This window comes from Streptomyces sp. NPDC030809, from assembly GCF_055572195.1.
This window is the reverse complement of record NZ_JBVIDV010000006.1, coordinates 126,944-146,627: the sequence shown is the minus strand read 5'-3', so window position 1 is coordinate 146,627 and position 19,684 is coordinate 126,944. Positions and strand designations below refer to the sequence as shown.

Annotated in this window: 21 protein-coding genes; 15 read left to right on the top strand and 6 right to left on the bottom strand. The window is 73.8% G+C overall.

From position 1 onward, the window contains the following. Positions 1–18: 18 nt before the first annotated feature. The 11 genes from ACZ407_RS10805 (at position 19) to ACZ407_RS10755 (ending at position 9,973) form a co-directional block, all read left to right on the top strand. On the top strand, positions 19–957 hold the full coding sequence (locus ACZ407_RS10805; protein ID WP_468127334.1) for an FKBP-type peptidyl-prolyl cis-trans isomerase: 939 nt from the start codon (positions 19–21) through the stop codon (positions 955–957). A 40-nt stretch (positions 958–997) separates the two neighbouring features. Further along, positions 998–1,375 (top strand): FKBP-type peptidyl-prolyl cis-trans isomerase, encoded by a 378-nt coding sequence (locus ACZ407_RS10800; RefSeq protein ID WP_468127332.1) that lies wholly within the window; start codon positions 998–1,000, stop codon positions 1,373–1,375. 124 nt (positions 1,376–1,499) lie between these two features. Next, positions 1,500–2,456 carry a helix-turn-helix transcriptional regulator gene (locus tag ACZ407_RS10795; RefSeq protein WP_468127330.1) on the top strand — a complete coding sequence of 319 codons (957 nt, stop codon included), beginning with the start codon at positions 1,500–1,502 and terminating at the stop codon, positions 2,454–2,456. A 17-nt stretch (positions 2,457–2,473) separates the two neighbouring features. Then, positions 2,474–3,478, top strand: a complete 1,005-nt coding sequence (locus tag ACZ407_RS10790; protein WP_468127328.1) for a helix-turn-helix transcriptional regulator — start codon at positions 2,474–2,476, stop codon at positions 3,476–3,478. Positions 3,479–3,491: 13 nt separating this feature from the next. Further along, positions 3,492–3,749: a hypothetical protein gene (locus ACZ407_RS10785; protein WP_468127327.1), complete on the top strand. Its 258-nt coding sequence runs from the start codon at positions 3,492–3,494 to the stop codon at positions 3,747–3,749. 10 nt (positions 3,750–3,759) lie between these two features. Next, positions 3,760–3,975: a hypothetical protein gene (locus ACZ407_RS10780; RefSeq protein WP_468127325.1), complete on the top strand. Its 216-nt coding sequence runs from the start codon at positions 3,760–3,762 to the stop codon at positions 3,973–3,975. 127 nt (positions 3,976–4,102) lie between these two features. Next, on the top strand, positions 4,103–4,381 hold the full coding sequence (gene tatA / locus ACZ407_RS10775) for a Sec-independent protein translocase subunit TatA (protein ID WP_468127323.1): 279 nt from the start codon (positions 4,103–4,105) through the stop codon (positions 4,379–4,381). Positions 4,382–4,436: 55 nt separating this feature from the next. Next, on the top strand, positions 4,437–5,393 hold the full coding sequence (tatC, locus tag ACZ407_RS10770; protein WP_468127321.1) for a twin-arginine translocase subunit TatC: 957 nt from the start codon (positions 4,437–4,439) through the stop codon (positions 5,391–5,393). A 17-nt stretch (positions 5,394–5,410) separates the two neighbouring features. Beyond that, entirely contained in the window at positions 5,411–6,304 is an 894-nt protein-coding gene (locus ACZ407_RS10765) for a diacylglycerol kinase (protein ID WP_468127319.1), read from the top strand. A gap of 45 nt (positions 6,305–6,349) precedes the next feature. After that, positions 6,350–9,187 (top strand): DEAD/DEAH box helicase, encoded by a 2,838-nt coding sequence (locus tag ACZ407_RS10760; protein ID WP_468127318.1) that lies wholly within the window; start codon positions 6,350–6,352, stop codon positions 9,185–9,187. Between the two features lie 114 nt (positions 9,188–9,301). Further along, on the top strand, positions 9,302–9,973 hold the full coding sequence (locus ACZ407_RS10755; RefSeq protein WP_468127317.1) for a TetR/AcrR family transcriptional regulator: 672 nt from the start codon (positions 9,302–9,304) through the stop codon (positions 9,971–9,973). An 18-nt stretch (positions 9,974–9,991) separates the two neighbouring features. Here the strand turns inward: ACZ407_RS10755 and ACZ407_RS10750 are convergent, their stop codons facing one another. The 3 genes from ACZ407_RS10750 to ACZ407_RS10740 form a co-directional block, all read right to left on the bottom strand. Beyond that, positions 9,992–10,936: an RluA family pseudouridine synthase gene (locus ACZ407_RS10750; RefSeq protein WP_468127315.1), complete on the bottom strand. Its 945-nt coding sequence runs from the start codon at positions 10,934–10,936 to the stop codon at positions 9,992–9,994. Between the two features lie 48 nt (positions 10,937–10,984). Further along, entirely contained in the window at positions 10,985–11,827 is an 843-nt protein-coding gene (locus tag ACZ407_RS10745; protein WP_468127314.1) for a siderophore-interacting protein, read from the bottom strand. 70 nt (positions 11,828–11,897) lie between these two features. Next, entirely contained in the window at positions 11,898–12,803 is a 906-nt protein-coding gene (locus ACZ407_RS10740) for a 5'-3' exonuclease (protein WP_468127582.1), read from the bottom strand. 176 nt (positions 12,804–12,979) lie between these two features. Between ACZ407_RS10740 and ACZ407_RS10735 the strand changes: the two genes are divergently transcribed. From ACZ407_RS10735 to ACZ407_RS10725, 3 genes are all read left to right on the top strand, one after another. Then, entirely contained in the window at positions 12,980–13,636 is a 657-nt protein-coding gene (locus ACZ407_RS10735; protein WP_468127313.1) for a helix-turn-helix domain-containing protein, read from the top strand. Beyond that, positions 13,636–14,358 (top strand): helical backbone metal receptor, encoded by a 723-nt coding sequence (locus tag ACZ407_RS10730; protein WP_468127311.1) that lies wholly within the window; start codon positions 13,636–13,638, stop codon positions 14,356–14,358. The genes ACZ407_RS10735 and ACZ407_RS10730 overlap by 1 nt, the downstream gene beginning before the upstream one ends. A 140-nt stretch (positions 14,359–14,498) precedes the next feature. After that, a complete protein-coding gene (locus ACZ407_RS10725; protein ID WP_468127310.1) occupies positions 14,499–14,690 on the top strand; it encodes a hypothetical protein in 192 nt (63 codons plus the stop codon). A 1-nt stretch (position 14,691) separates the two neighbouring features. On the opposite strand, the gene ACZ407_RS10720 is transcribed toward ACZ407_RS10725, so the two are convergent. Next, positions 14,692–15,861 carry a TDT family transporter gene (locus tag ACZ407_RS10720; RefSeq protein WP_468127308.1) on the bottom strand — a complete coding sequence of 390 codons (1,170 nt, stop codon included), beginning with the start codon at positions 15,859–15,861 and terminating at the stop codon, positions 14,692–14,694. 70 nt (positions 15,862–15,931) lie between these two features. Here ACZ407_RS10720 and ACZ407_RS10715 point away from each other — a divergent pair, with 70 nt between their 5' ends. Continuing rightward, the gene (locus ACZ407_RS10715; RefSeq protein WP_468127307.1) at positions 15,932–16,879 is read left to right on the top strand and encodes a LysR family transcriptional regulator; all 948 of its coding nucleotides are present in this window, start codon (positions 15,932–15,934) and stop codon (positions 16,877–16,879) included. Positions 16,880–17,234: 355 nt separating this feature from the next. Here the strand turns inward: ACZ407_RS10715 and ACZ407_RS10710 are convergent, their stop codons facing one another. Beyond that, positions 17,235–17,936 (bottom strand): gamma-glutamyl-gamma-aminobutyrate hydrolase family protein, encoded by a 702-nt coding sequence (locus ACZ407_RS10710; RefSeq protein WP_468127305.1) that lies wholly within the window; start codon positions 17,934–17,936, stop codon positions 17,235–17,237. 82 nt (positions 17,937–18,018) lie between these two features. Continuing rightward, entirely contained in the window at positions 18,019–19,557 is a 1,539-nt protein-coding gene (eat, locus tag ACZ407_RS10705; protein ID WP_468127303.1) for an ethanolamine permease, read from the bottom strand. Positions 19,558–19,684 lie beyond the last annotated feature (127 nt).

Sequence of the window (19,684 nt, the reverse complement as noted above, 5' to 3'; positions counted from 1 at the left end):
CTGAGATCTGAGGAACACGTGCGCCGACTTGCCGGCCTGCTGGTCGTCCCGCTCCTGCTGCTGTCGACAGCAGCCTGTGGTGACGACAAGGGCTCCGACTCCGCCACCATGAAGAACGGTGTGCCCGCCATCACCGCGGGTGCAAAGTTCGGAGAGAAGCCCACCCTGGCCAAGGGGGAGGGCGAACCGCCCAAGAAGCTGAAGGTCGAGGTCCTCAGCGAGGGCAAGGGGCCGGCGCTGAAGAAGGGCGACGCGGCCGATGTGAACTACCTCGGCCAGACCTGGGACGGCACCGAGCCGTTCGACAACAGCTTCGACCGCGGCCAGCCGTTCCAGCTGACCATCGGCGCCGGCGGCGTCATCAAGGGCTGGGACCAGGGCCTGGAGGGCCAGAAGGTCGGCAGCCGCGTCGAGCTGGTCATCCCGCCGGACCTCGGCTACGGAGCGACCGGTTCCGGCGACAAGATCAAGCCGAACGCGACGCTGGTCTTCGTCGTGGACATCGTGAAGGCGAAGAGCATCCCGGTCTCCGCCAAGGGCAAGGCCGTCCCGCAGGAGGACAAGGCCCTGCCGCAGGTCGGCACGAACACCGACGGCAAGGAGCCCTCGCTGAAGGTGCCGGCGGGCGAGGCCCCGGCGAAGCTGGTCTCGAACTACGTGATCGAGGGCGACGGCCCGGTGGTCAAGCCCACCGACACCGTCGTGGTGAAGTACGTGGGCAAGATCTGGAAGGGCGACAAGCTCTTCGAGAGCACCTACGCCCAGGGCAACACGGTGAACTGGCCGCTGGACCAGCTGACCGTCAAGGGCCTCAAGAACGGCATCGCGGGCAAGAAGGCCGGCAGCCGCGTCCTGCTGGTCCTGCCCCCCTCGGAGGGCTTCGGGGACAAGGCGAACGGGGCCATCCCCGCCAAGTCGACGCTGGTCTTCGCGCTCGACATCCTCGCCGTGATGTAAGACTGTGCCGGTTGACCTGTTTTAGTTTGAGGAGCTGTTCGTGAGCAAGCTGGAGAAGCCCGAGATCGACTTCTACGAGGACGGCGTCCCCGCCGACCTCGTGATCAAGGACATCTGGGTCGGCGACGGCCCCGAGGCCAAGGCGGGCGACTTCGTCAAGGTCCACTACGTGGGTGTCGCCCTCTCCACCGGCGAGGAGTTCGACGCCTCCTGGAACCGCGGCAACCCGCTCGAGTTCAAGCTGGGCGCCGGCCAGGTCATCACCGGCTGGGACCGCGGCATCCAGGGCATGAAGGTCGGCGGCCGCCGCCAGCTGGTCATCCCCGCCCACCTCGCCTACGGCGACCGCGGTGCGGGTGCGGGCGTGATCGCCCCGGGCGAGACCCTGATCTTCGTCTGTGACCTCATGGGCGTCTGATCCGGACAGCTGCGATCAGTGAGGGGCCCCTGCCGGACGGCAGGGGCCCCTCACTTTTGCCGGGACGCGCCGGAGCGGTACGGTCAACGGTCACGACTGTGTACGGATGCGGGGAAGGGCGTCGATGGCGATTGCCAAGGCCGAGCGGCTGATGAACCTGGCGCTGTGTCTGCTGGGGACGCGGCGGCCGCTCAGCAAGCGCGAACTGCGCGGGTCCATCGAGGCGTACATGGAGGCCGCGAACGACGACTCCTTCAACCGCATGTTCGAGCGGGACAAGGACGACCTGCGGGAACTGGGCCTCGTCATCGAGACGGTGGAGAACATCGAGGGGGAGACGGGCTACCTGGCCCGCCGCGACCGCAACCGGCTGCCCCCGGTCTCCCTGGACGCCGAGGAGGCCGCCGCGCTCGGCCTCGCGGCGAAGGTGTGGCAGCAGGCCCGCCTCGCCGGGGCGGCCAGCGGCGCCCTGCAGAAGCTGCGCGCGGCCGGCATGCCCGAGGCGGGGGACCCGTACGAGGGCCAGCACAGCGTCATCGAGCCGCGGATCCCGGTGCACGAGGCCGCGTTCGAGCCGCTCATGCTGGCCTGCCGGGACCGGCGGCCGGTGGTCTTCGACTACCGCAAGTCCAATGCGGCGCGGCCGGAGCAGCGGCAGGTCGAGCCGTGGGCCCTGGAGTGCTGGCGCGGCCAGTGGTACCTGGCCGGTTTCGACCGGGAGCGCGGGGCGGAGCGGGTGTTCCGGCTCTCGCGGATCACCGGCAAGGTGAAGTCGCGGGCCGGGGCCTACACCGCCGAGGTGCCGGACGTGGTGACCGTGCGGGAGACCGTCGCGGGCTGGGCCGGGGAGACGGCCGACCGCTCGGCGCGGATCCGGCTGCGGTCGGGGGCCGGCTACCCGCTGCGGGCGAAGGCCACCGCGGTACGGGAGCTCGGCGACGGCTGGGACGAGCTGGAGATCCCGTACGGGCACGGACTGGACGCCTGGCTGGTCGAGTTCGGGCCGGACGTGGTGGTGCTGGAACCCGCGGACCTGCGGGCGGATGTGGTGGACCGGCTGCGAGCCGTGGCCAAGGGCTGAGGGGGACGCGTACCAGCATGGCTGCGAATGCCATTGACCAGACCCGCCGGATGCTGTCGCTCGTGACGTACCTGCGGGAGCGCCCCGGGGCGCACATCGCGGACGTCGCGCGGGCGTTCGGGATCACCGAGGACGAGCTGATCTCGGACCTCGACGTGCTGCCGATGTGCGGCACCAGTTTCCGCGGCGGGGACCTGCTCGACATCGACACCGACGGGGAGCGCATCTGGTGGCGCAATCCCGACGCCTCGGGGGAGTCCACCGCGGAGCCGCTGCGGCTGGCCGCCGACGAGGCGACCGCGCTGCTCGTGGCCGCCCGGGCGGTGGCCACCCTGCCGGGGCTGCGCGAGAGCGACCGGGACGCGCTGCTGCGGGCCACGGCGAAGCTGGAGGCGGCGGCCGGCGAGGCGGCGGGAGCCAGCGCGCGGCTGTCGGTGACCTTCGAGTCCGAGGGCGGGGTCTTCGCGGACGTCGACCGGGCGATCTCGGAGCGGCGCCGGCTGTGGCTGCGCTACTACTCCCCGGCGCGCGACGAGCTGACCGAGCGGACCGTGGACCCGATCCGCCTGTTCGCGGTGGGGCACACGTACATGGAGGGGTGGTGCCACCTCTCGGAGGCGCGGCGCACCTTCCGGCTGGACCGGGTGGCCGAGATCCGGCTGCTCGACGAGCGGGCCGAGCCGCCCGCGATCGAGCCGCGGGACCTGTCCGAAGGGCTGGTGCAGCCGGCCGCCGAGGACCCGGAGGTCGTGGTCGAGGTCGGGCCCGGCGGCCGCTGGGTGGCCGAGTACTACCCGCACGACAGCGCCCGTGAGCTTCCGGACGGGGGGCTGCGGATCACGCTGCGCACCCCGGACCCGGCCTCGCTGCGCCGGCTGGCGCTGCGGCTGGGGCGGGACGGGCGGATCGTGGCCCCGCAGGAGCTGGCGGACAGCGCCGCCAGAGCGGCCCGCGAGGCGCTGGAGGCGTACGACCTGCCGCAGCCGCGGGGGGCGGAGGAAGGCCAAGAGGTCCGGGGCTGAGGGGGCGGCGGGCATGACGCGGGGAGAGTCGGGGAAGCAGGGGCTGTCCGCGGTGGTGGGGGAGGTCCTGTTCAAGGCGGCCTGCCCGGACTGCCGGGCCCGGTTCGAGCTGTCGGCGGGCGCCCTGCGGCTGGCGATCGGCGGGAGCAGGCGCTCGACGTTCTACTCGTTCACCTGCCCCGAGTGCGGGGCGGCCGTGCGCAAGCCGGCCGGGGAGCGGATCGTCGAGCTGCTGACGGGCGGTGGCGTCCGGACGCTGCGGAGCGTCTAGGCTGCGTCCCATGCTGTGGCCGATGATCGCAATCGTGTGTGGCTTCCTCGGGCTGGTCGTGCTGGCGGTGCCCGCGGTGCGGGTGTTCGCGGAGGTGCGGCGGCTCTCCCTCCAGGTCGCCGAGTCCAGCCACCGGATCTCCCGGGCGGCAGGAGAACTGGAGGATGCCGCCACCGCTCTGGCCGGGCACGGGGACGCGATCCGGACGGCCGGTACGCAATCGTGAGGACCCCGGGGGATTGCCGGGCGTTCACACCCGCGGGTTACGATCCTTGGCAGACGCGATCGGCGGGCTGCTGCCCGGGCGGTCGCAGCCACCACCTCCAGCCGCCTCGGTGAGAAGGAAGCCACACATGATCGGCAATCTGAAGCCCCTCGAGATCGTTCTGATCATCGCTGTCATCCTGCTGCTGTTCGGCGCCAAGAAGCTTCCGGAGATGGCCCGTTCCCTCGGCAAGTCGGCCCGCATCCTCAAGAGCGAGGCCAAGGCCATGAAGAAGGACGACGAGCAGGCCGACGCGCCCGCCGAGCAGTCCGCGCCGCAGGCCGCCCCGAAGACCATCCAGGCCGCGCCCGGCGACGTCACCAGCGCCCGCCCGGTGAGCGAGCCCGGTCGCACCACGCAGGGCTGACCCGGCTGCCCGCTCCACCCCGCTGTTGACCACTGCACGAGACGAGGGACGTGGGTTGCTCAAGTCTGCCCGCAAGCAGGAGAAGCAGGAGAAGGACGCCGAGGGGCGGATGCCTCTCGCCGAGCACCTGCGTGAGCTGCGAAACCGCCTGCTGAAGTCGGTCCTGGCGATCCTGGTGATCACGGTCGCCGCCGCGTTCTTCTACAAGGACCTCATCGACTTCATGCTGAAGCCGATGCTGGACTCCGTCGGCTGCACCCAGGGCGTCGTCAAGCAGGTCAACGGCCGGCCGTGCGCCGACATGACGGTGAACGGCCTGATCGCGCCGTTCTCGATCGCCCTGAAGGTGTCCCTCGCGGCCGGTGTGGTGCTGTCCGCGCCGGTGTGGCTGTACCAGCTGTGGGCCTTCGTGGCCCCGGGCCTGCACGGGCACGAGAAGCGGTACGCGATCAGCTTCGTCGGGGTCGGCGCCCCGCTGTTCCTCGGCGGCGCGGTCCTCGCGTACCAGATCCTCCCGCAGACGGCCCAGATCCTGCTGGAGTTCACACCCGAGAACGCCCGCAACCTGCTGCCGGTCGACGACTACCTCGACCTGGTGACCCGCATGGTCGTGGTCTTCGGCCTCGCCTTCGAGCTGCCGCTGCTGCTGATCCTGCTCAACGTCACCGGGGTGCTCTCCGCGAAGCGGCTGGGCGGCTGGTGGCGCGGGTTCGTGCTCGGCATCACGATCTTCGCGGCGTTCGCGACGCCCACCGGCGACCCGCTCACGATGCTGGCGCTGGCCGGGCCGATCGTGGCCCTGTACTTCGCCGCCCTCGCGATCTGCTGGCTGAACGACCGCCGGCGGGTACGGAACAACCCGGACGCGGGCCTGGACGACGACGAGGCCTCGGACCTGGACCTGACCCCGTCGGACATCGGCGGAGTCGAGCGGGTCGGGGGACCCTCGCCGCTGCCGGAGCAGGCCGACGGTGGCCGGAACCGGATCAACGGTTACGACGACGCCACCTGACCGGTAGTGTCCGGGCGGTGACCGCAGAGATCACCCTTTTCGTCAATCCCGCGGCGGGCCGCGGCCGGGGCGCGCACGCCGCGCAGCCGGCCGCGGCCGCTCTGCGTTCGGCCGGCCACACGGTGCGCACGGTCGTCGGCACCGACGCCCCCGATGCGCTGGCCCGGCTGCGCACGGCGGTACGGGAGGGGACCGGTGCCGTGATCGCCGTGGGCGGGGACGGCATGGTCTCGCTGGCGCTCCAGGCGCTCGCCGGGACCCTGGTGCCGCTGGGTGTGGTGGCCGTGGGCACCGGAAACGATTTTGCACGCGCGATGGGGCTGCCCGTCGGGGATCCTGCGGCGGCCGGGCGGCTGGCCGCCCGGGCCCTCAAGGGGGCCGACTTCCGCGAGGTGGACCTCGGCCGGGCGGCCGGCCGCTGGTACGGGACGGTCCTCTGCTCCGGCTTCGACTCCCGGGTCAACGACCGCGGGAACCGGATGCGGCTGCCGGCCGGCCGCTTCAAGTACGACCTGGCGATCCTGGCCGAACTGGCCGCCTTCCGGCCGTTCCCGTACCGGATCACGCTCGACGACGGGCCGGTGATCGAGACCGAGGCGACCCTGGTCGCCGTCGGCAACGGCTCCTCGTACGGCGGCGGCATGCAGATCTGCGCCGGGGCGCGGACCGACGACGGGCTGTTCGACGTCACCGTGGTCGGGGCGTGCAGCAGGGCCACGCTGCTGCGGGTGTTCCCGCGCGTCTACCGGGGTACCCATCTCAGTCATCCGCAGGTGACCGTCCACCGGGCCGCGAAGGTGACCCTGGAGGCGCCCGGGATCACCGCGTACGCCGACGGGGAACCGCTGGGTCCGCTGCCGGTCACCGCGGAGTGCGTGCCGGGTGCGGTACGGGTCCTGACCGGTCAATAAAGATCGCGCCCGCTGTCAGAGGGGGCGGGTAGGCTCGGAGACAAGATGACAGAGGACCTCTCCCCCGCCGAGCGGTACGCCGCTGCCCGGATCCGCGCCGCCGAGGAGGCCACTGCCCTGGCCCCCTTCCGCGAGATGTACGAATTCGGCCTGGACCCGTTCCAGATCGAGGCGTGCAAGGCGCTGGAAGCCGGCAAGGGCGTGCTCGTGGCCGCGCCGACCGGCTCGGGCAAGACGATCGTCGGCGAGTTCGCCGTGCACCTGGCCCTGGCCCAGGGCCGCAAGTGCTTCTACACCACCCCCATCAAGGCGCTCTCGAACCAGAAGTACGCCGACCTGGTCAAGCGCTACGGCGCGGACAAGGTCGGCCTGCTGACCGGTGACAACAGCGTCAACTCCGAGGCGCCCATCGTGGTCATGACCACCGAGGTGCTGCGGAACATGCTGTACGCGGGCTCGCAGTCGCTGCTGGGCCTGGGCTACGTGGTGATGGACGAGGTGCACTACCTCTCCGACCGGTTCCGCGGGGCGGTGTGGGAGGAAGTGATCATCCACCTCCCCGAGTCCGTGACCCTGGTGTCGCTCTCCGCGACCGTCTCCAACGCCGAGGAGTTCGGCGACTGGCTGGACACCGTCCGCGGGGACACCGAGGTGATCGTCTCCGAGGAGCGGCCGGTCCCGCTGTGGCAGCACGTCATGGCCGGGCGCCGGATCTACGACCTCTTCGAGGAGGAGAGCGACCACGGCGGCCGCGGCTCCGCCCGCCGCGAGGTCAACCCCGACCTGCTGCGCATGGCGCGCATGGAGAACAGCCGCACCTACAACCCGCGGGACCGGCGGCGCGGGAAGATGGTCCGCGAGGCCGACCGGGAGCGGGAGCGGCGCTCGCGCAGCCGGATCTGGACCCCCGGCCGCCCCGAGGTCATCGAGCGCCTCGACAGCGAGGGGCTGCTGCCCGCGATCACCTTCATCTTCAGCCGGGCCGGCTGCGAGGCCGCCGTCCAGCAGTGCCTGTACGCGGGGCAGCGGTTGAACGACGACGAGGCCCGGCTCAAGGTGCGGGAGATCGTCGAGGAGCGCACCGCGTCCATCCCGGCCGAGGACCTGCACGTCCTGGGCTACTTCGAGTGGCTGGAGGGCCTGGAGCGGGGCATCGCCGCGCACCACGCCGGCATGCTGCCGACCTTCAAGGAGGTCGTGGAGGAGCTGTTCGTACGCGGCCTGGTCAAGGCCGTGTTCGCCACCGAGACCCTCGCGCTGGGCATCAACATGCCCGCCCGCACGGTGATCCTGGAGAAGCTGGTCAAGTGGAACGGCGAGCAGCACGCGGACATCACCCCCGGTGAGTACACGCAGCTGACGGGGCGGGCCGGGCGGCGCGGCATCGACGTGGAGGGCCACGCGGTGGTCCTGTGGCAGCGGGGCATGGACCCGGGCGCCCTCGCCGGCCTGGCGGGCACGCGCACGTATCCGCTGCGCTCCAGCTTCCGGCCCTCGTACAACATGGCCGTGAACCTGGTGCAGCAGTTCGGGCGGCACCGCTCGCGGGAGCTGCTGGAGACCTCGTTCGCCCAGTTCCAGGCGGACCGGTCGGTGGTGGGCATCTCCCGGCAGGTCCAGCGCAACGAGGAGGGCCTCCAGGGCTACCGCGAGGGCATGACCTGCCACCTGGGCGACTTCGAGGAGTACGCGCAGCTGCGCAGGGACCTCAAGGACCGGGAGACGGAGCTCGCCAAGCAGGGCGCGGCGCAGCGCCGGGCGCAGGCGGCGGCCTCGCTGGAGAAGCTGAAGCCGGGCGACGTGATCCACGTGCCGACGGGCAAGTTCGCGGGCCTGGCGCTGGTGCTGGACCCGGGGGTGCCGGCCGGGCGGGTCAACGGGCACCGCGGCTTCGAGTACCAGGAGGGCCCGCGCCCGCTGGTGCTGACCGCGGAGCGGCAGGTCAAGCGGCTGGCCTCGATCGACTTCCCGGTGCCGGTGGAGGCGCTGGAGCGGATGCGGATCCCCAAGTCGTTCAACCCCAAGTCCCCGCAGTCGCGGCGGGACCTGGCGTCGGCGCTGCGGACCAAGGCCGGGCACATCGTGCCCGACCGGCACCGCAAGGGCCGGGCGGCGGCGGCCGACGACCGGCAGATCGCGCGGCTGCGGGCCGAGCTGCGGGCGCACCCGTGCCACGGGTGCGACGAGCGCGAGGACCACGCGCGCTGGGCGGAGCGCTACCACCGGCTGCAGCGGGACACCAAGCAGCTGGAGCGCCGGATCGAGGGGCGCACCAACACCATCGCGCGCACCTTCGACCGGATCCACGCGCTGCTGACCGAGCTGGACTACCTGCGCGAGGACGAGGTCACCGAGCACGGCAGGCGGCTGGCCCGGCTGTACGGGGAGCTGGACCTGCTGGCCTCGGAGTGCCTGCGAGCTGGCATCTGGGAGGGGCTGAACCCCGCCGAGCTCGCCGCGTGCGTCTCCGCGCTCGTCTTCGAGGCGCGGCAGTCCGACGACGCGGTGGCGCCCAAGGTGCCGGGCGGTGCGGCCAAGGTGGCGCTCGGCGAGATGGTGCGGATCTGGGGCCGGCTGGACGCCCTGGAGGAGGAGCACCGGATCAACCAGGCCGAGGGCGTGGGCCAGCGCGAGCCCGACCTCGGTTTCGCGTGGGCGGCCTACCAGTGGGCTTCGGACAAGAGCCTGGACGAGGTGCTGCGCGAGGCGGAGATGCCGGCCGGGGACTTCGTCCGCTGGTGCAAGCAGGTCATCGACGTGCTCGGGCAGATCGCGGCGGCCGCTCCGGCCGCCGGTGAGGGCGGCAGCACGGTGGCGCGCAACGCGCGCAAGGCCGTGGACGCCCTGCTCCGCGGGGTGGTGGCCTACAGCTCGGTGGGCTAGCCCGCGCCTTCTCTCCCGGCCGCCCCTGCTTCGGAGCTTCCTCCGAAGCAGGGGCGGCTCTGATGTGGTCTGCACGCATGATCGAATCCGGCCGCGCTGTGCGAGGATCCGGCCATGAGTACGACAGGTCGCCGGGTGGGGCGCCCGCGGGCGCAGCGGAGGCAGCCGCAGAGCGGGCTGCCGCCCCGTCAGGAACTCCTCGTGGCGGCCGCCGAGCTGTTCACGGTCCGCGGATACGCGGCCACCACCACCCGGGCGGTGGCGGAACGGGCCGGCATGCGGCAGGCCACGATGTACCACTACTTCGGCGGCAAGGAGGAACTCCTCGCCGAGCTCCTGGAGTCGACGGTCGCCCCCTCCCTCCGGTTGGCCCGGCGGCTGCTCGCGGAGGGGGACCGCGCCGCCGAGACCCGGCTGTGGGAGCTGTGCCGCTCCGATGTGCTGCTGCTGTGCGGGGGGCCGCACAACCTCGGGGCGCTGTACCTGCTGCCGGAGGTGCGCAGCGAGCGGTTCGCCGGATTCCGGCGGATGCACCGGGAGCTGAAGGACTCCTACTGCAGGCTGCTGGCCCGCACCGGGGCCGCAGCCGGCCTGCCGGCTTCCGAACTGGAGCTCCGCGGGGACCTGGTGTTCGGGCTGATCGAGGGCGTGATCCTGGTCCACGACGCGGATCCGCCGCGCGAACCGGTCCGGTTCGCGGAGGCCACCGCCGACGCGGCGCTGCGGATCGCGGGGGTGCCGGCGGGCCGGGAGCGGGCTGCGGCCGGGGACCCCTCGCCGGCGTAGGGTCGGGCGGGGACGGGGCTACGGAGTGTCCCGAGGGGGCCAGGCGGCCAGGGTGCGGGTGCTTTCGAAGCGGTGGGCGCGGCCGGTGACGGGGTCGGTGAACTCCAGGCTCCGGGCGAGCAGTTGCAGCGGGTCGCGGTAGTCGTCGGGGGCCGGGTCGGTGACCTCGGGGTAGACCGGGTCCCCGAGGATCGGGACGCCGAGCGCGTTCATGTGCACGCGCAGCTGGTGGGTGCGGCCGGTCTGCGGGAGCAGCCGGTAGCGGCCCAGGCCGCCGCGGTGGGCGAGGAGTTCGATGCGGCTCTCGGCGTTGGCCGGGCCGGGGACCTCGGCCGCCGCCATCACCCCGCGGACCTTCTCGATGCGGCTGCGGACGGTGCGCGGCAGGGTGGCCGCCAGCTCCGGGTCGTGGCGGGCGACGGCCTCGTACTCCTTGCGGATCTCCTTGGCCTGGAACAGCTTCTGGTACGCGCCCCGGTCCTCGGGCCGCACCGTGAACATCACCAGCCCGGCGGTCAGCCGGTCCAGCCGGTGCGCCGGGCTGAGGGCGGGCAGCCCGAGGTCGCGGCGCAGCCGGGCGAGGACCGTCTCGGCGACGTGGGTGCCGCGCGGGGTGGTGGCGAGGAAATGCGGTTTGTCGGCCACGACCAGGTGCTCGTCCCGGTGGACGACGGTGACGGCGAAGGGCACCGGCGGCTCGGGCGGCAGCTCGCGGTGGAACCAGACGAACGCGCCGGGCTCGTACGGGTCCCCGGCCGCGCGGGGGCGGCCGTCGGCGCCGACGATCCCGCCGGAGGAGAGCAGCGCGGCGACCGCGTCCGCCCCGGCCCCGCCCGCGTACCGCTCGCGGAGGAAGGCGCCCAGGGTCTCCCAGGTGCCGTCCGCGGGCAGCCGCAGGCGCACGGGGTCGATCCCGTCCCGCTGGGGGAGGGGCGAGGGCGGGGGAGTGGGGCGGCGTCGCACCGCCCCACCCTACGTGCCGCCGCGGCGCGGACCGCGGTTCCCGTCGGGTCAGGCGGCGGAGCCGGACTGCTCCTGCTCGGCCTCGACCTGCGCGTTCCAGTCGCGCTTGATCGCGCGCCAGCCCTCGTCGGTCTGGCCCAGGCGCCAGTAGCCGGAGATGGACAGCTGCTCGCGGGGCACGGCCCGGTCGATGCGCAGGTGCCGGCGGAGCTCCTTGACGAAGCCGGCCTCGCCGTGGACGAACACCTGCGGGGTGCCGGCCGGGAAGGCGAGGGCGGTCACGGCCTGCACCAGCAGTTCGCCGACGGGGCGGTCCCCGCGGTGCAGCCACACCGGGGTGACCCCGTCGGCCGTGATGATCTTCAGCTCGTCCTCGGGGCCCGGGACCTCGATGAAGGCGTGCACGGTCGCCCCGGCCGGGATCCGCTCCAGCGAGGCGGCGATCGCGGGCAGGGCGCTCTCGTCACCGGCCAGCAGGTGCCAGTCGGCGGCCGGGTCGGGGGCGTACGCGCCGCCGGGGCCGAGGAAGTACACCCGCTCGCCGGGCCGGACCGAGGCCGCCCAGGGGCCGCCGACGCCCTCGTCCCCGTGCACCACGAAGTCGACGGTCATCTCCAGGTGCTCCGGGTCCCAGCTGCGCACCGTGTACGCGCGGTTGCGCGGCCACTCCTCGCGGGGGTGGGCGGCGCGGATCTGCTCCAGGTCCCAGGGCTCCTGGTACGTGGCGCCCTCCGCCGCGAAGAGGATCTTGATGTAGTGGTCGGTGAACTCGCCCGCGCCGAAGCCGGCCAGCTCCTCCCCGCCCAGGATGAGCCGCACCATGTGCTCTGTCAGCCGCTCGGTGCGCACGACGCGCGCAGTGCCGACCTTGCGGGCTGGTGCTTCTGCCACGGTTCTCCCCTGATCCCCTGGATGCGCTCCGGCAGGCGCCGGACGACTTAGGCTTGCCTAAGTTAACACTTCAGCGCTGGAGAGTGGAGAGCAGCCGGCCAACGGCTCCACCCAGCCCCCAGCGCTGGGCGAGCGCTTCGAGGGCCTCCGGGTCCGCGGGCGCGGCGGGCAGCGCCGGGTCGAAGGCCGGCAGCGGCACGTCCGAGGCCACCTTGACCACCTTCGGGGCCACCGCGACGTACGGCCGGGCCCCGTCGAGCTTCTTGCGCTGCGAAGGGGTCAGCTTCGAGGCCGGGTCGTCCACCGCGGCCATGATCCCTGCCAGGCTCCCGTACGCCTCCAGCAGTTTCGCGGCGGTCTTCTCCCCGATCCCCGGGACGCCCGGCAGGCCGTCGCTCGGGTCCCCGCGCAGCAGCGCCAGATCCGCGTACCCCGGGCCGTCCACCCCGTACTTCTCGCGCAGCACCGCCTCGTCCGTCAGCTGGAGGGTGCCCACCCCCTTGAGCGGGTAGAGCACGCGGATCCCGCGGGCGTCGTCGACCAGCTGGTAGAGGTCGCGGTCGCCGGTCACGATGTCCACCGGGCCCGCGGCCCGCCCGGCCAGGGTGCCGATCACGTCGTCCGCCTCGTACGAAGCCGCGCCCACCCGGGCGATGCCGAACGCGTCGAGCACCGCCTCGATCACCGGGATCTGCGGGAGCAGGGTGTCGGGGGTCTCCTCCTCGTCCGGCCCCGCCGGGATCTCCACGGCCACCCGGTGCGCCTTGTACGTCGGGATCAGCTCCACCCGCCAGTGCGGCCGCCAGTCGGCGTCCATGCAGGCCACGAGGTCGTCCGGCCGGTGGTCCTGGACCAGCCGGGCGATGAAGTCGAGCAGCCCGCGCACGGCGTTGACCGGGGTCCCGTCGGGGGCCCGGACCGAGTCCGGCACACCGAAGTACGCGCGGTAGTAGAGGGAAGCGGTGTCGAGGAGCATCAGGCGTCGGGTCACACCCAGGATGATGCCGCACCCCACCGACAGTGACCGTACGGGCACGTTCGTTCACCGGCGGCGTAGACCGGCTGGGCCGTGGGCGCGAAACCTGGGACCGAAGCTGCGTAAGGTGCTTACAGCACACCGATGTGCCGGGACAAGGGGAGGGCAGCCCCGCCATGGACCACACGGACGGCAACCGCGCCAGGGACGACAGGGACTCCCGGGACGACCGGGACGACCGGGACGACAAGGAAAAAGACCGCGAGAAGGACGCCAAGGAGCCGCTCCGGGTCGGAGTGGCCGTACGCAAGCGGCGGCGCGCGCTCCAGCTCACGCTGGCTGCGGTGTCGGCGCGCAGCGGCCTGTCGGTCCCCTTCCTCAGCCAGATAGAGAACGAGCGGGCCCGGCCGAGCATGCGCTCCCTGGAGCGCGTGGCCGATGCACTGGAGACCACCGCGGTCGAACTGCTGGCCGCCTCCGACAGCACCCGGACCGTCGACCTGGTGCGCGCCGACGACACCTCCGGGCTGGAGCCCGCGGCCGGGGTGCGCCCGCTGGTCCGCGGGCACCACCAGCTGCACGCGCTGGAGTTCACCGGCGAGCAGGACGCGGGCCGGGAGTACCAGCACCGCAACGACGAGCTGATGTACGTGGTCTCCGGGGCCTGCCAGGTCGAGGCGGAGGGGCGGGCCTACCGGCTGGAGAGCGGGGACGCGCTGTTCCTCTCGGGCGGGGTGCGCCACCGGTGGCGGGCGGCGACCGAGGACACCCGGATCCTGGTGGTCGCGGTCGGCGACCACATCGAGGCCACCGCCGAACCCCCGGGCCGCTGATGCGGGTCGTCTCCCTGGTGCCCTCGCTGACCGAGGCGGTCGCCGAGACCGCCCCGGGGCTGCTCGTCGGGGCCACCGACTGGTGCAGCCATCCCGCGGACCTCGCGGTCGCGCGGATCGGCGGCACCAAGAACCCGGACCCGGCCGCGATCACCGCCCTGCGGCCCGACCTCGTGATCGCGAACGAGGAGGAGAACCGGGCGCCCGACCTGGACGCCCTGCGCGCCGCCGGGCTGCGGGTGCTCGTGACCGAGATCCGCGACCTCCCGCAGGCCTTCCGCGAACTGGACCGGGTCCTGGTGGCGGGCTGCGGGCTGGCGCGGCCCCGCTGGCTGGACGAGGCGGAGGCCGCCTGGGCCGCGGTGCGCCCGGCCGGGCGGTGGACGGCGGTGGTGCCGGTGTGGCGGCGGCCGTGGATGGTGCTCGGCCGGGACACCTTCGCCGGCGACCTGCTGGCCCGGCTGGGCGTCCGCAACGCGTACGCGGACCATGCCGAGCGGTATCCGCGGGTGCCGGCGGACGGGGCCGCGCGCGGCTGCGACCTGGTGGTGCTGCCGGACGAGCCGTACGCCTTCTCGGCCGGCGACGGGCCGGAGGCCTTCCCGGGCCTGCCCGCCGCCCTCGTCAGCGGACGCCACCTGACCTGGTACGGGCCCTCGCTGCGGGAGGCCCCGGCGGTCCTGGGCGAGGCCCTGCGGGCGGCGCTGGAGCCGGCGGGCTGAGCTTGGGCGGCGGGCTGGACGGTGGCGCGGCGCGACGGGCGCCGCCGGCCGGGCGGCACCGGCCGGGCGGCACCGGCCGCAGTGCGCCGGGCCCGAGGACCGGCTGCAGCGCGGCAGGCCGGGCCGCGTACGCTGCGCACATGCGTTCCGTACGATGTTCCGCCCTGGTCCTCGGGGCCGTGCTGCTGGCCGGTGCCTGCGCCGCCCCCGACCGGGAGCCGCAGCCGGAGGAGCCGGCCCCGTCGGCCACGCTGCGGGGAGTCCCCCACGAGGCGTGGAACCTGGAGCCGGCTCCGCGAGGCACGGCCGCAGCGGACCGTACGGAGAAGTAGGTCAGCCGCGCGCTCCGGCGGGAACGGCGCAGGCGGGGGCGGGGGCCGCGAGCAGGCGCCCGGCGGCCAGGCCGCGCAGGGTGTGGAAGGCGGCGGTGAGCCAGGCGGCCACCAGGACCGCGAACAGCGCGGTGGCCAGCCACTCGAAGGCGATCAGGCCGGTGTGCCGGGCCAGGCCCTCGGCGCCGGTGACGCAGGTGCCGACGGGGAAGGTGAAGGCCCACCAGGTCATGGCGAAGCCCATCCCGGAGCGGGCGGCGCGAACCACCATGGACACGGCCAGGGCCAGCCACAGCAGGGCGAAGCCGATCACGGGCACCCCGTAGACCACCGCGAAGCCGCCGAGGGCGTCCGCGTACCCGCTGTCCACGGTGCCGGCGGCCTGGTCGGCGAGCTGGTTGACGGCGGTGACCGACTGGCCCAGGGGACCCAGCACCAGGAACAGGGTGGGGGTCAGGGGCAGGGGCAGGGGGTCGCCGGTCAGCAGCCGGCCGAAGATCAGGGGCAGCATCAGCAGGGTGGCCAGCAGGCTGATCCCGTACATGGCGTAGCAGGCCAGCAGGAGGCTCTCGCGGGCCTGGCCGGCGGCCAGGTGGGGGATGAGCAGGGGGCCGACCGCGGCCGAGACCATGGGGGCGACCACGGGCAGCAGCCACACGGGGGTGGCGGAGCCCGGGGCGACCTGGTGCCGGGTGACCATCAGGAAGGGTACGGCCACGGCGGCGGTCAGGCCGATGGCGGTGCCGGCGGTGAACAGCACGGTGTCCACGGCCACGGCGGCCGGGAGGCCGATCAGGTCCTTGCCGACGATGACGGTGCCGGCGCCGACCGCGAGCAGGGCCATCGAGAGGCAGCCGTAGAAGGGGGCCACGGCGGGGTCCATGAGGTGCGCGCGGGCCTGGTCGCGGTGGTGCAGCCAGTGGCCGGCGCGGGCGGTGAGGAGCACGGCGAGGGCGAGCGCGGACAGCGCCCAGACGAGCTGGCAGACCACCCGCTGTCCCGGCAGCTGGACCGGGAGGGCGGCACCCGCGTTGGCGATGATCGCCGTGCCCATGACGGAGGCGTACCAGTTGGGGCCCAGGTGGCGCAGCGCCGGGAGGCGGCGGGCGGGGCCCTGGGCGGTGGTACGGGCGAAGCGGGTGCCGGGTCGGAGGTCTGTGAGGGAGGACATGGCCCCAGCGTGCGCCGCGGCGGAACCCGCCAGTAGAACCGTTCTTCCTATGGCCCCATAAACTGGATTTATGAGCAACATCCCGAAGGGTCCGCACGATCCCGCCCCGGACGTCCCGCTGGCCCACCGGGTGCCCGACCTGGGCGCCCTGGAGCTGCTGCTCGCGGTGGCCCGCCTGGGCAGCCTGGGGGCGGCGGCCCGTCAGCTGGGCATCACCCAGCCCGCGGCCAGCGCCCGGATCCGCGCCCTGGAGGTCCGGCTCGGCGTGGGTCTCGTGGACCGGTCCCCGCGCGGCTCCACCCTGACCGCCGAAGGCGCCCTGGTCACGGACTGGGCGCGGGCGGTGGTCGAGGCGGCCGAGGCCTTCGACGCGGCGGCCCAGGCGCTGCGCGGCCGCCGGGACTCGCGGCTGCGGGTGGCGGCCAGCATGACCATCGCCGAGTACCTGCTGCCGGGCTGGCTGGTGGCCCTGCGCGCCGAGCGGCCGGGCACGGCGGTCTCGCTGCACGCCGGGAACTCGGCCACGGTGGCCGAACGGGTCCTCGCCCACGAGGACGACCTCGGCTTCGTGGAGGGGCTGACGGTGCCCGACGGGCTGGACTCGGCCGTGATCGCGCACGACCGGCTGGTGGTGGCGGTGGCGCCCGGGCACCCCTGGGCCCGGCGGCGGGCGGAGCTGCCGGCGGGGGAGCTGGCGGCCACCCCGCTCATCCTGCGCGAGCGCGGCTCGGGCACCCGGCAGGTCCTGGACGCGGCCCTCGCCGCGCACGGGGGGCTGGCGGCGCCGCTGTTGGAACTGGCCTCGACCACCGCGGTGAAGGCGGCCGCGGTCAGCGGGGCGGGGCCGTGCGTGCTGAGCGAACTGGCGCTCGGTGCGGAGCTGGCCGCCCGGCAGCTGGTCGCCGTACCGGTGGCGGGGGCGCCGCTGCGGCGGGCCCTGCGCGCGGTGTGGCCCTCCGGTGCGCGGCCGGCGGGGCCGGCGCGGGACCTGCTGTCGCTGACGCGGTTGGCCGGCTGAGCCGGCCGTCCTGCGGCGGGGTCGGCCCGGCCGCTCCGCCGGGTGGGCGGGGCGGCCGGGCCGGTGGGGGTGGGCCTGCCGGGTGGGGATGGCGGTCCCGGCGGCCCCGGGAGGTGGACCTGTCTGCTGCGCGGGGGCCTTGCACGGGGCTCCGCCCCGGACCCCGGTCCTCAATCGCCGGACGGGCTGGATTGTGCCGGGCCGGTTTGCCGGGGAGGGGGATCCTGCGCAGCACGCGGGGCTCCGCCCCGGACCCCGGTCCTCAATCGCCGGACGGGCTGGATCTTCGCCGGCTCGGTCCGGAACCGGAGCCGGAGCCGGAGCCGGGGCGAGGCGGGGGGCGGGCCGGGGAGTGTCAGGTGACCGGGGCCGTTGCGCGGCAGGACTCGATCAGGGACTGCATGACGCGGAGGTCCGTGCCGCGTTCCGGATGCCACTGGACGCCCAGGACCCACTGCTCGCCGGGCAGTTCCACGGCCTCGACCGTGCCGTCCTCGGCCCAGGCCGAGACGATCAGCCCTGTGCCCAGCCGGTCCACCGCCTGGTGGTGGTAGGTGGGCACGTCGCAGGGCTCGGGGGCGATCGCCGCGTACCGGGTGCCCGCCACCGGCTGGACCGGATGCGGGGTGACCACGGCCGGGGCGGCCGCGTGCCCGTCGATGTGCTGGACCAGGGTGCCGCCGAGGGCCACGTTCAGCACCTGCATGCCGCGGCAGATGCCCAGCAGCGGCAGGGTGCCCTCGGCCAGCGCGGCCTGCACCAGGGCCAGTTCCCACGTGTCGCGCGCCGGGTTGGCCGGGCCGGTGCGCGGCTCGCGCGCCGCCCCGTACCGGGCGGGATCTACGTCCGGACCGCCCGAGACCACCAGCCCGTCCAGCCGCTCCACCAGCGCGGCCGCCACCTCGGGTTCGTCGGGCGGGAGCAGTACCGCGGTGCCGCCGCACGCCTGGACGAGCTCGTGGTACCCGGAGGGGGCGAGGGCCGCGGGAACGTCCCAGGGCCCGTAGCGGGTGGACGCCTCCAGGTAGGTGGTGATGCCGATGAGCGGCCTGTGCACGGTGGGAACCTCCGGACGGGATGGGGCGGGACGGGGGCGGGAAAGGCGTGAAACGGACGGTCGGGCGGGCGGTGCGGCCGGATCAGCCGCGGTCGAGTTCCGCCTCGGCCGCGGCCAGGGCGGCGAACTCCTCCTCGGGCGCGCCCGCCACCAGACGGTGCCGACTGTAGAAGGCGAAGTAGGCCAGGGCGACGGCGTACACGGCGACTGCGATGAATGCCGCGTCCTTGTCCACCAGGAAGGTGGCGACGAGGGCCGACAGGGCGAGTACGAAGGCCACCGAGGAGGTCGCGATGCCGCCCGGGGTCCGGTACGGCCGGGCCAGCCCCGGCTCGCGCCGCCGCAGCACGATGTGCGACAGGGCCATGAGCGCGTACGAGATCGTCGCGCCGAAGACGGCGATGTTGAGCATGCGGGCCCCGTTGCCGGTGGCCGCGGCGAGGGCGAAGCCGATCGCGCCGGGGATCAGCAGGCCCAGGTACGGGGCCTTGCGGCGGCTGGTCAGCGAGAGGAACCGGGGCAGGTACCCGGCCCGGGAGAGGGCGAACAACTGGCGGGAGCCGGCGTAGATGAGCGAGAAGAAGGAGGCCACCAGCCCGGCCAGGCCCGCGTAGTTGACGAACCGGCTCAGTGCGGTGGGGCCGCCGTCCCCTTCCAGGGCGACGACCAGCGGGTTCCCCGCGTCCTTCACCGCGGCCGCGCCCTGCGCCCCGGTGGCCGCGAAGAAGGTGAGCACCGCGAGGAGTACGAGCACGCCCATGGAGATGGCCAGGGCCTTGGGCATGGAGCGCACCGGGTCCTGGGCCTCCTCCGCGGCCAGCGGCACCCCTTCGACCCCGAGGAAGAACCACATGCCGAAGGGGAAGGCCGCCCAGATGCCGAGGACCCCGAAGGGAAGCCAGGAGCTCGATCCGGCGGCGCCCGGGTCCACCGGGATGTCGTCGAGGCCGCCCGCGTCGAAGCCGGTGAAGGCGCCGACGGCGAAGACCAGCAGGGCGGCGACCGCGATGGCGGTCACGACCAGGCTGAAGCGCAGGGCCTCGCCGACGCCCCACAGGTGGATGCCGATGAACAGGGCGAAGCAGGCCAGGTAGACGGGCCAGCCGGAGGTGAGCCCGAACAGGCCGAGGGATTCCACGTAGTCGCCGATGAAGATGACGATCGCGGCCGGGGCGAGGATGTACTCGATGAGGATGGCGGTGCCGGTCAGGAAGCCGCCCCAGGTGCCGAGCGCGCGCCGGGCGAACCCGTAGCCGCCGCCCGCGGTGGGGAGGATCGCCGAGAGCTCGGCGAGGGAGAACACCAGGCAGGCGTACATGGCGCCCATCAGCACGGTGGCGAGGGCGAGGCCGCCGAAGCCGCCCTTGGCCAGGCCCAGGTTCCAGCCGGAGAAGTCCCCGGACACGACGTAGGCGACGCCCAGGCCGGTGAGCAGGAGCCAGCCGGCGCTGCCCCGGCGCAGGGTGCGGCGCTCCAGGTAGTCGGCGTCGGGGCCGGCGGCAGCGGAAGGGGTCGGAGCGGCCGAAGGGGCGGAAGGGGCGGAAGGGGCGGAAGGGGCCGCGGGGGCGGCGGGGGAGGTGCTCGCGGACCCTGCTGGTGTGCTCTCGGCATAGTCGGCCATGTGCGCTCCTGCCTCGGGATGCTTGCGCAGGGTGGACGGTACCCCGGCAATGGTTTAGGCGCATACCTTTGCGGCCGGATCCGGCCACGCGCAAGACCCGTGCGTAAAACGGCCGTTACGGAACCCT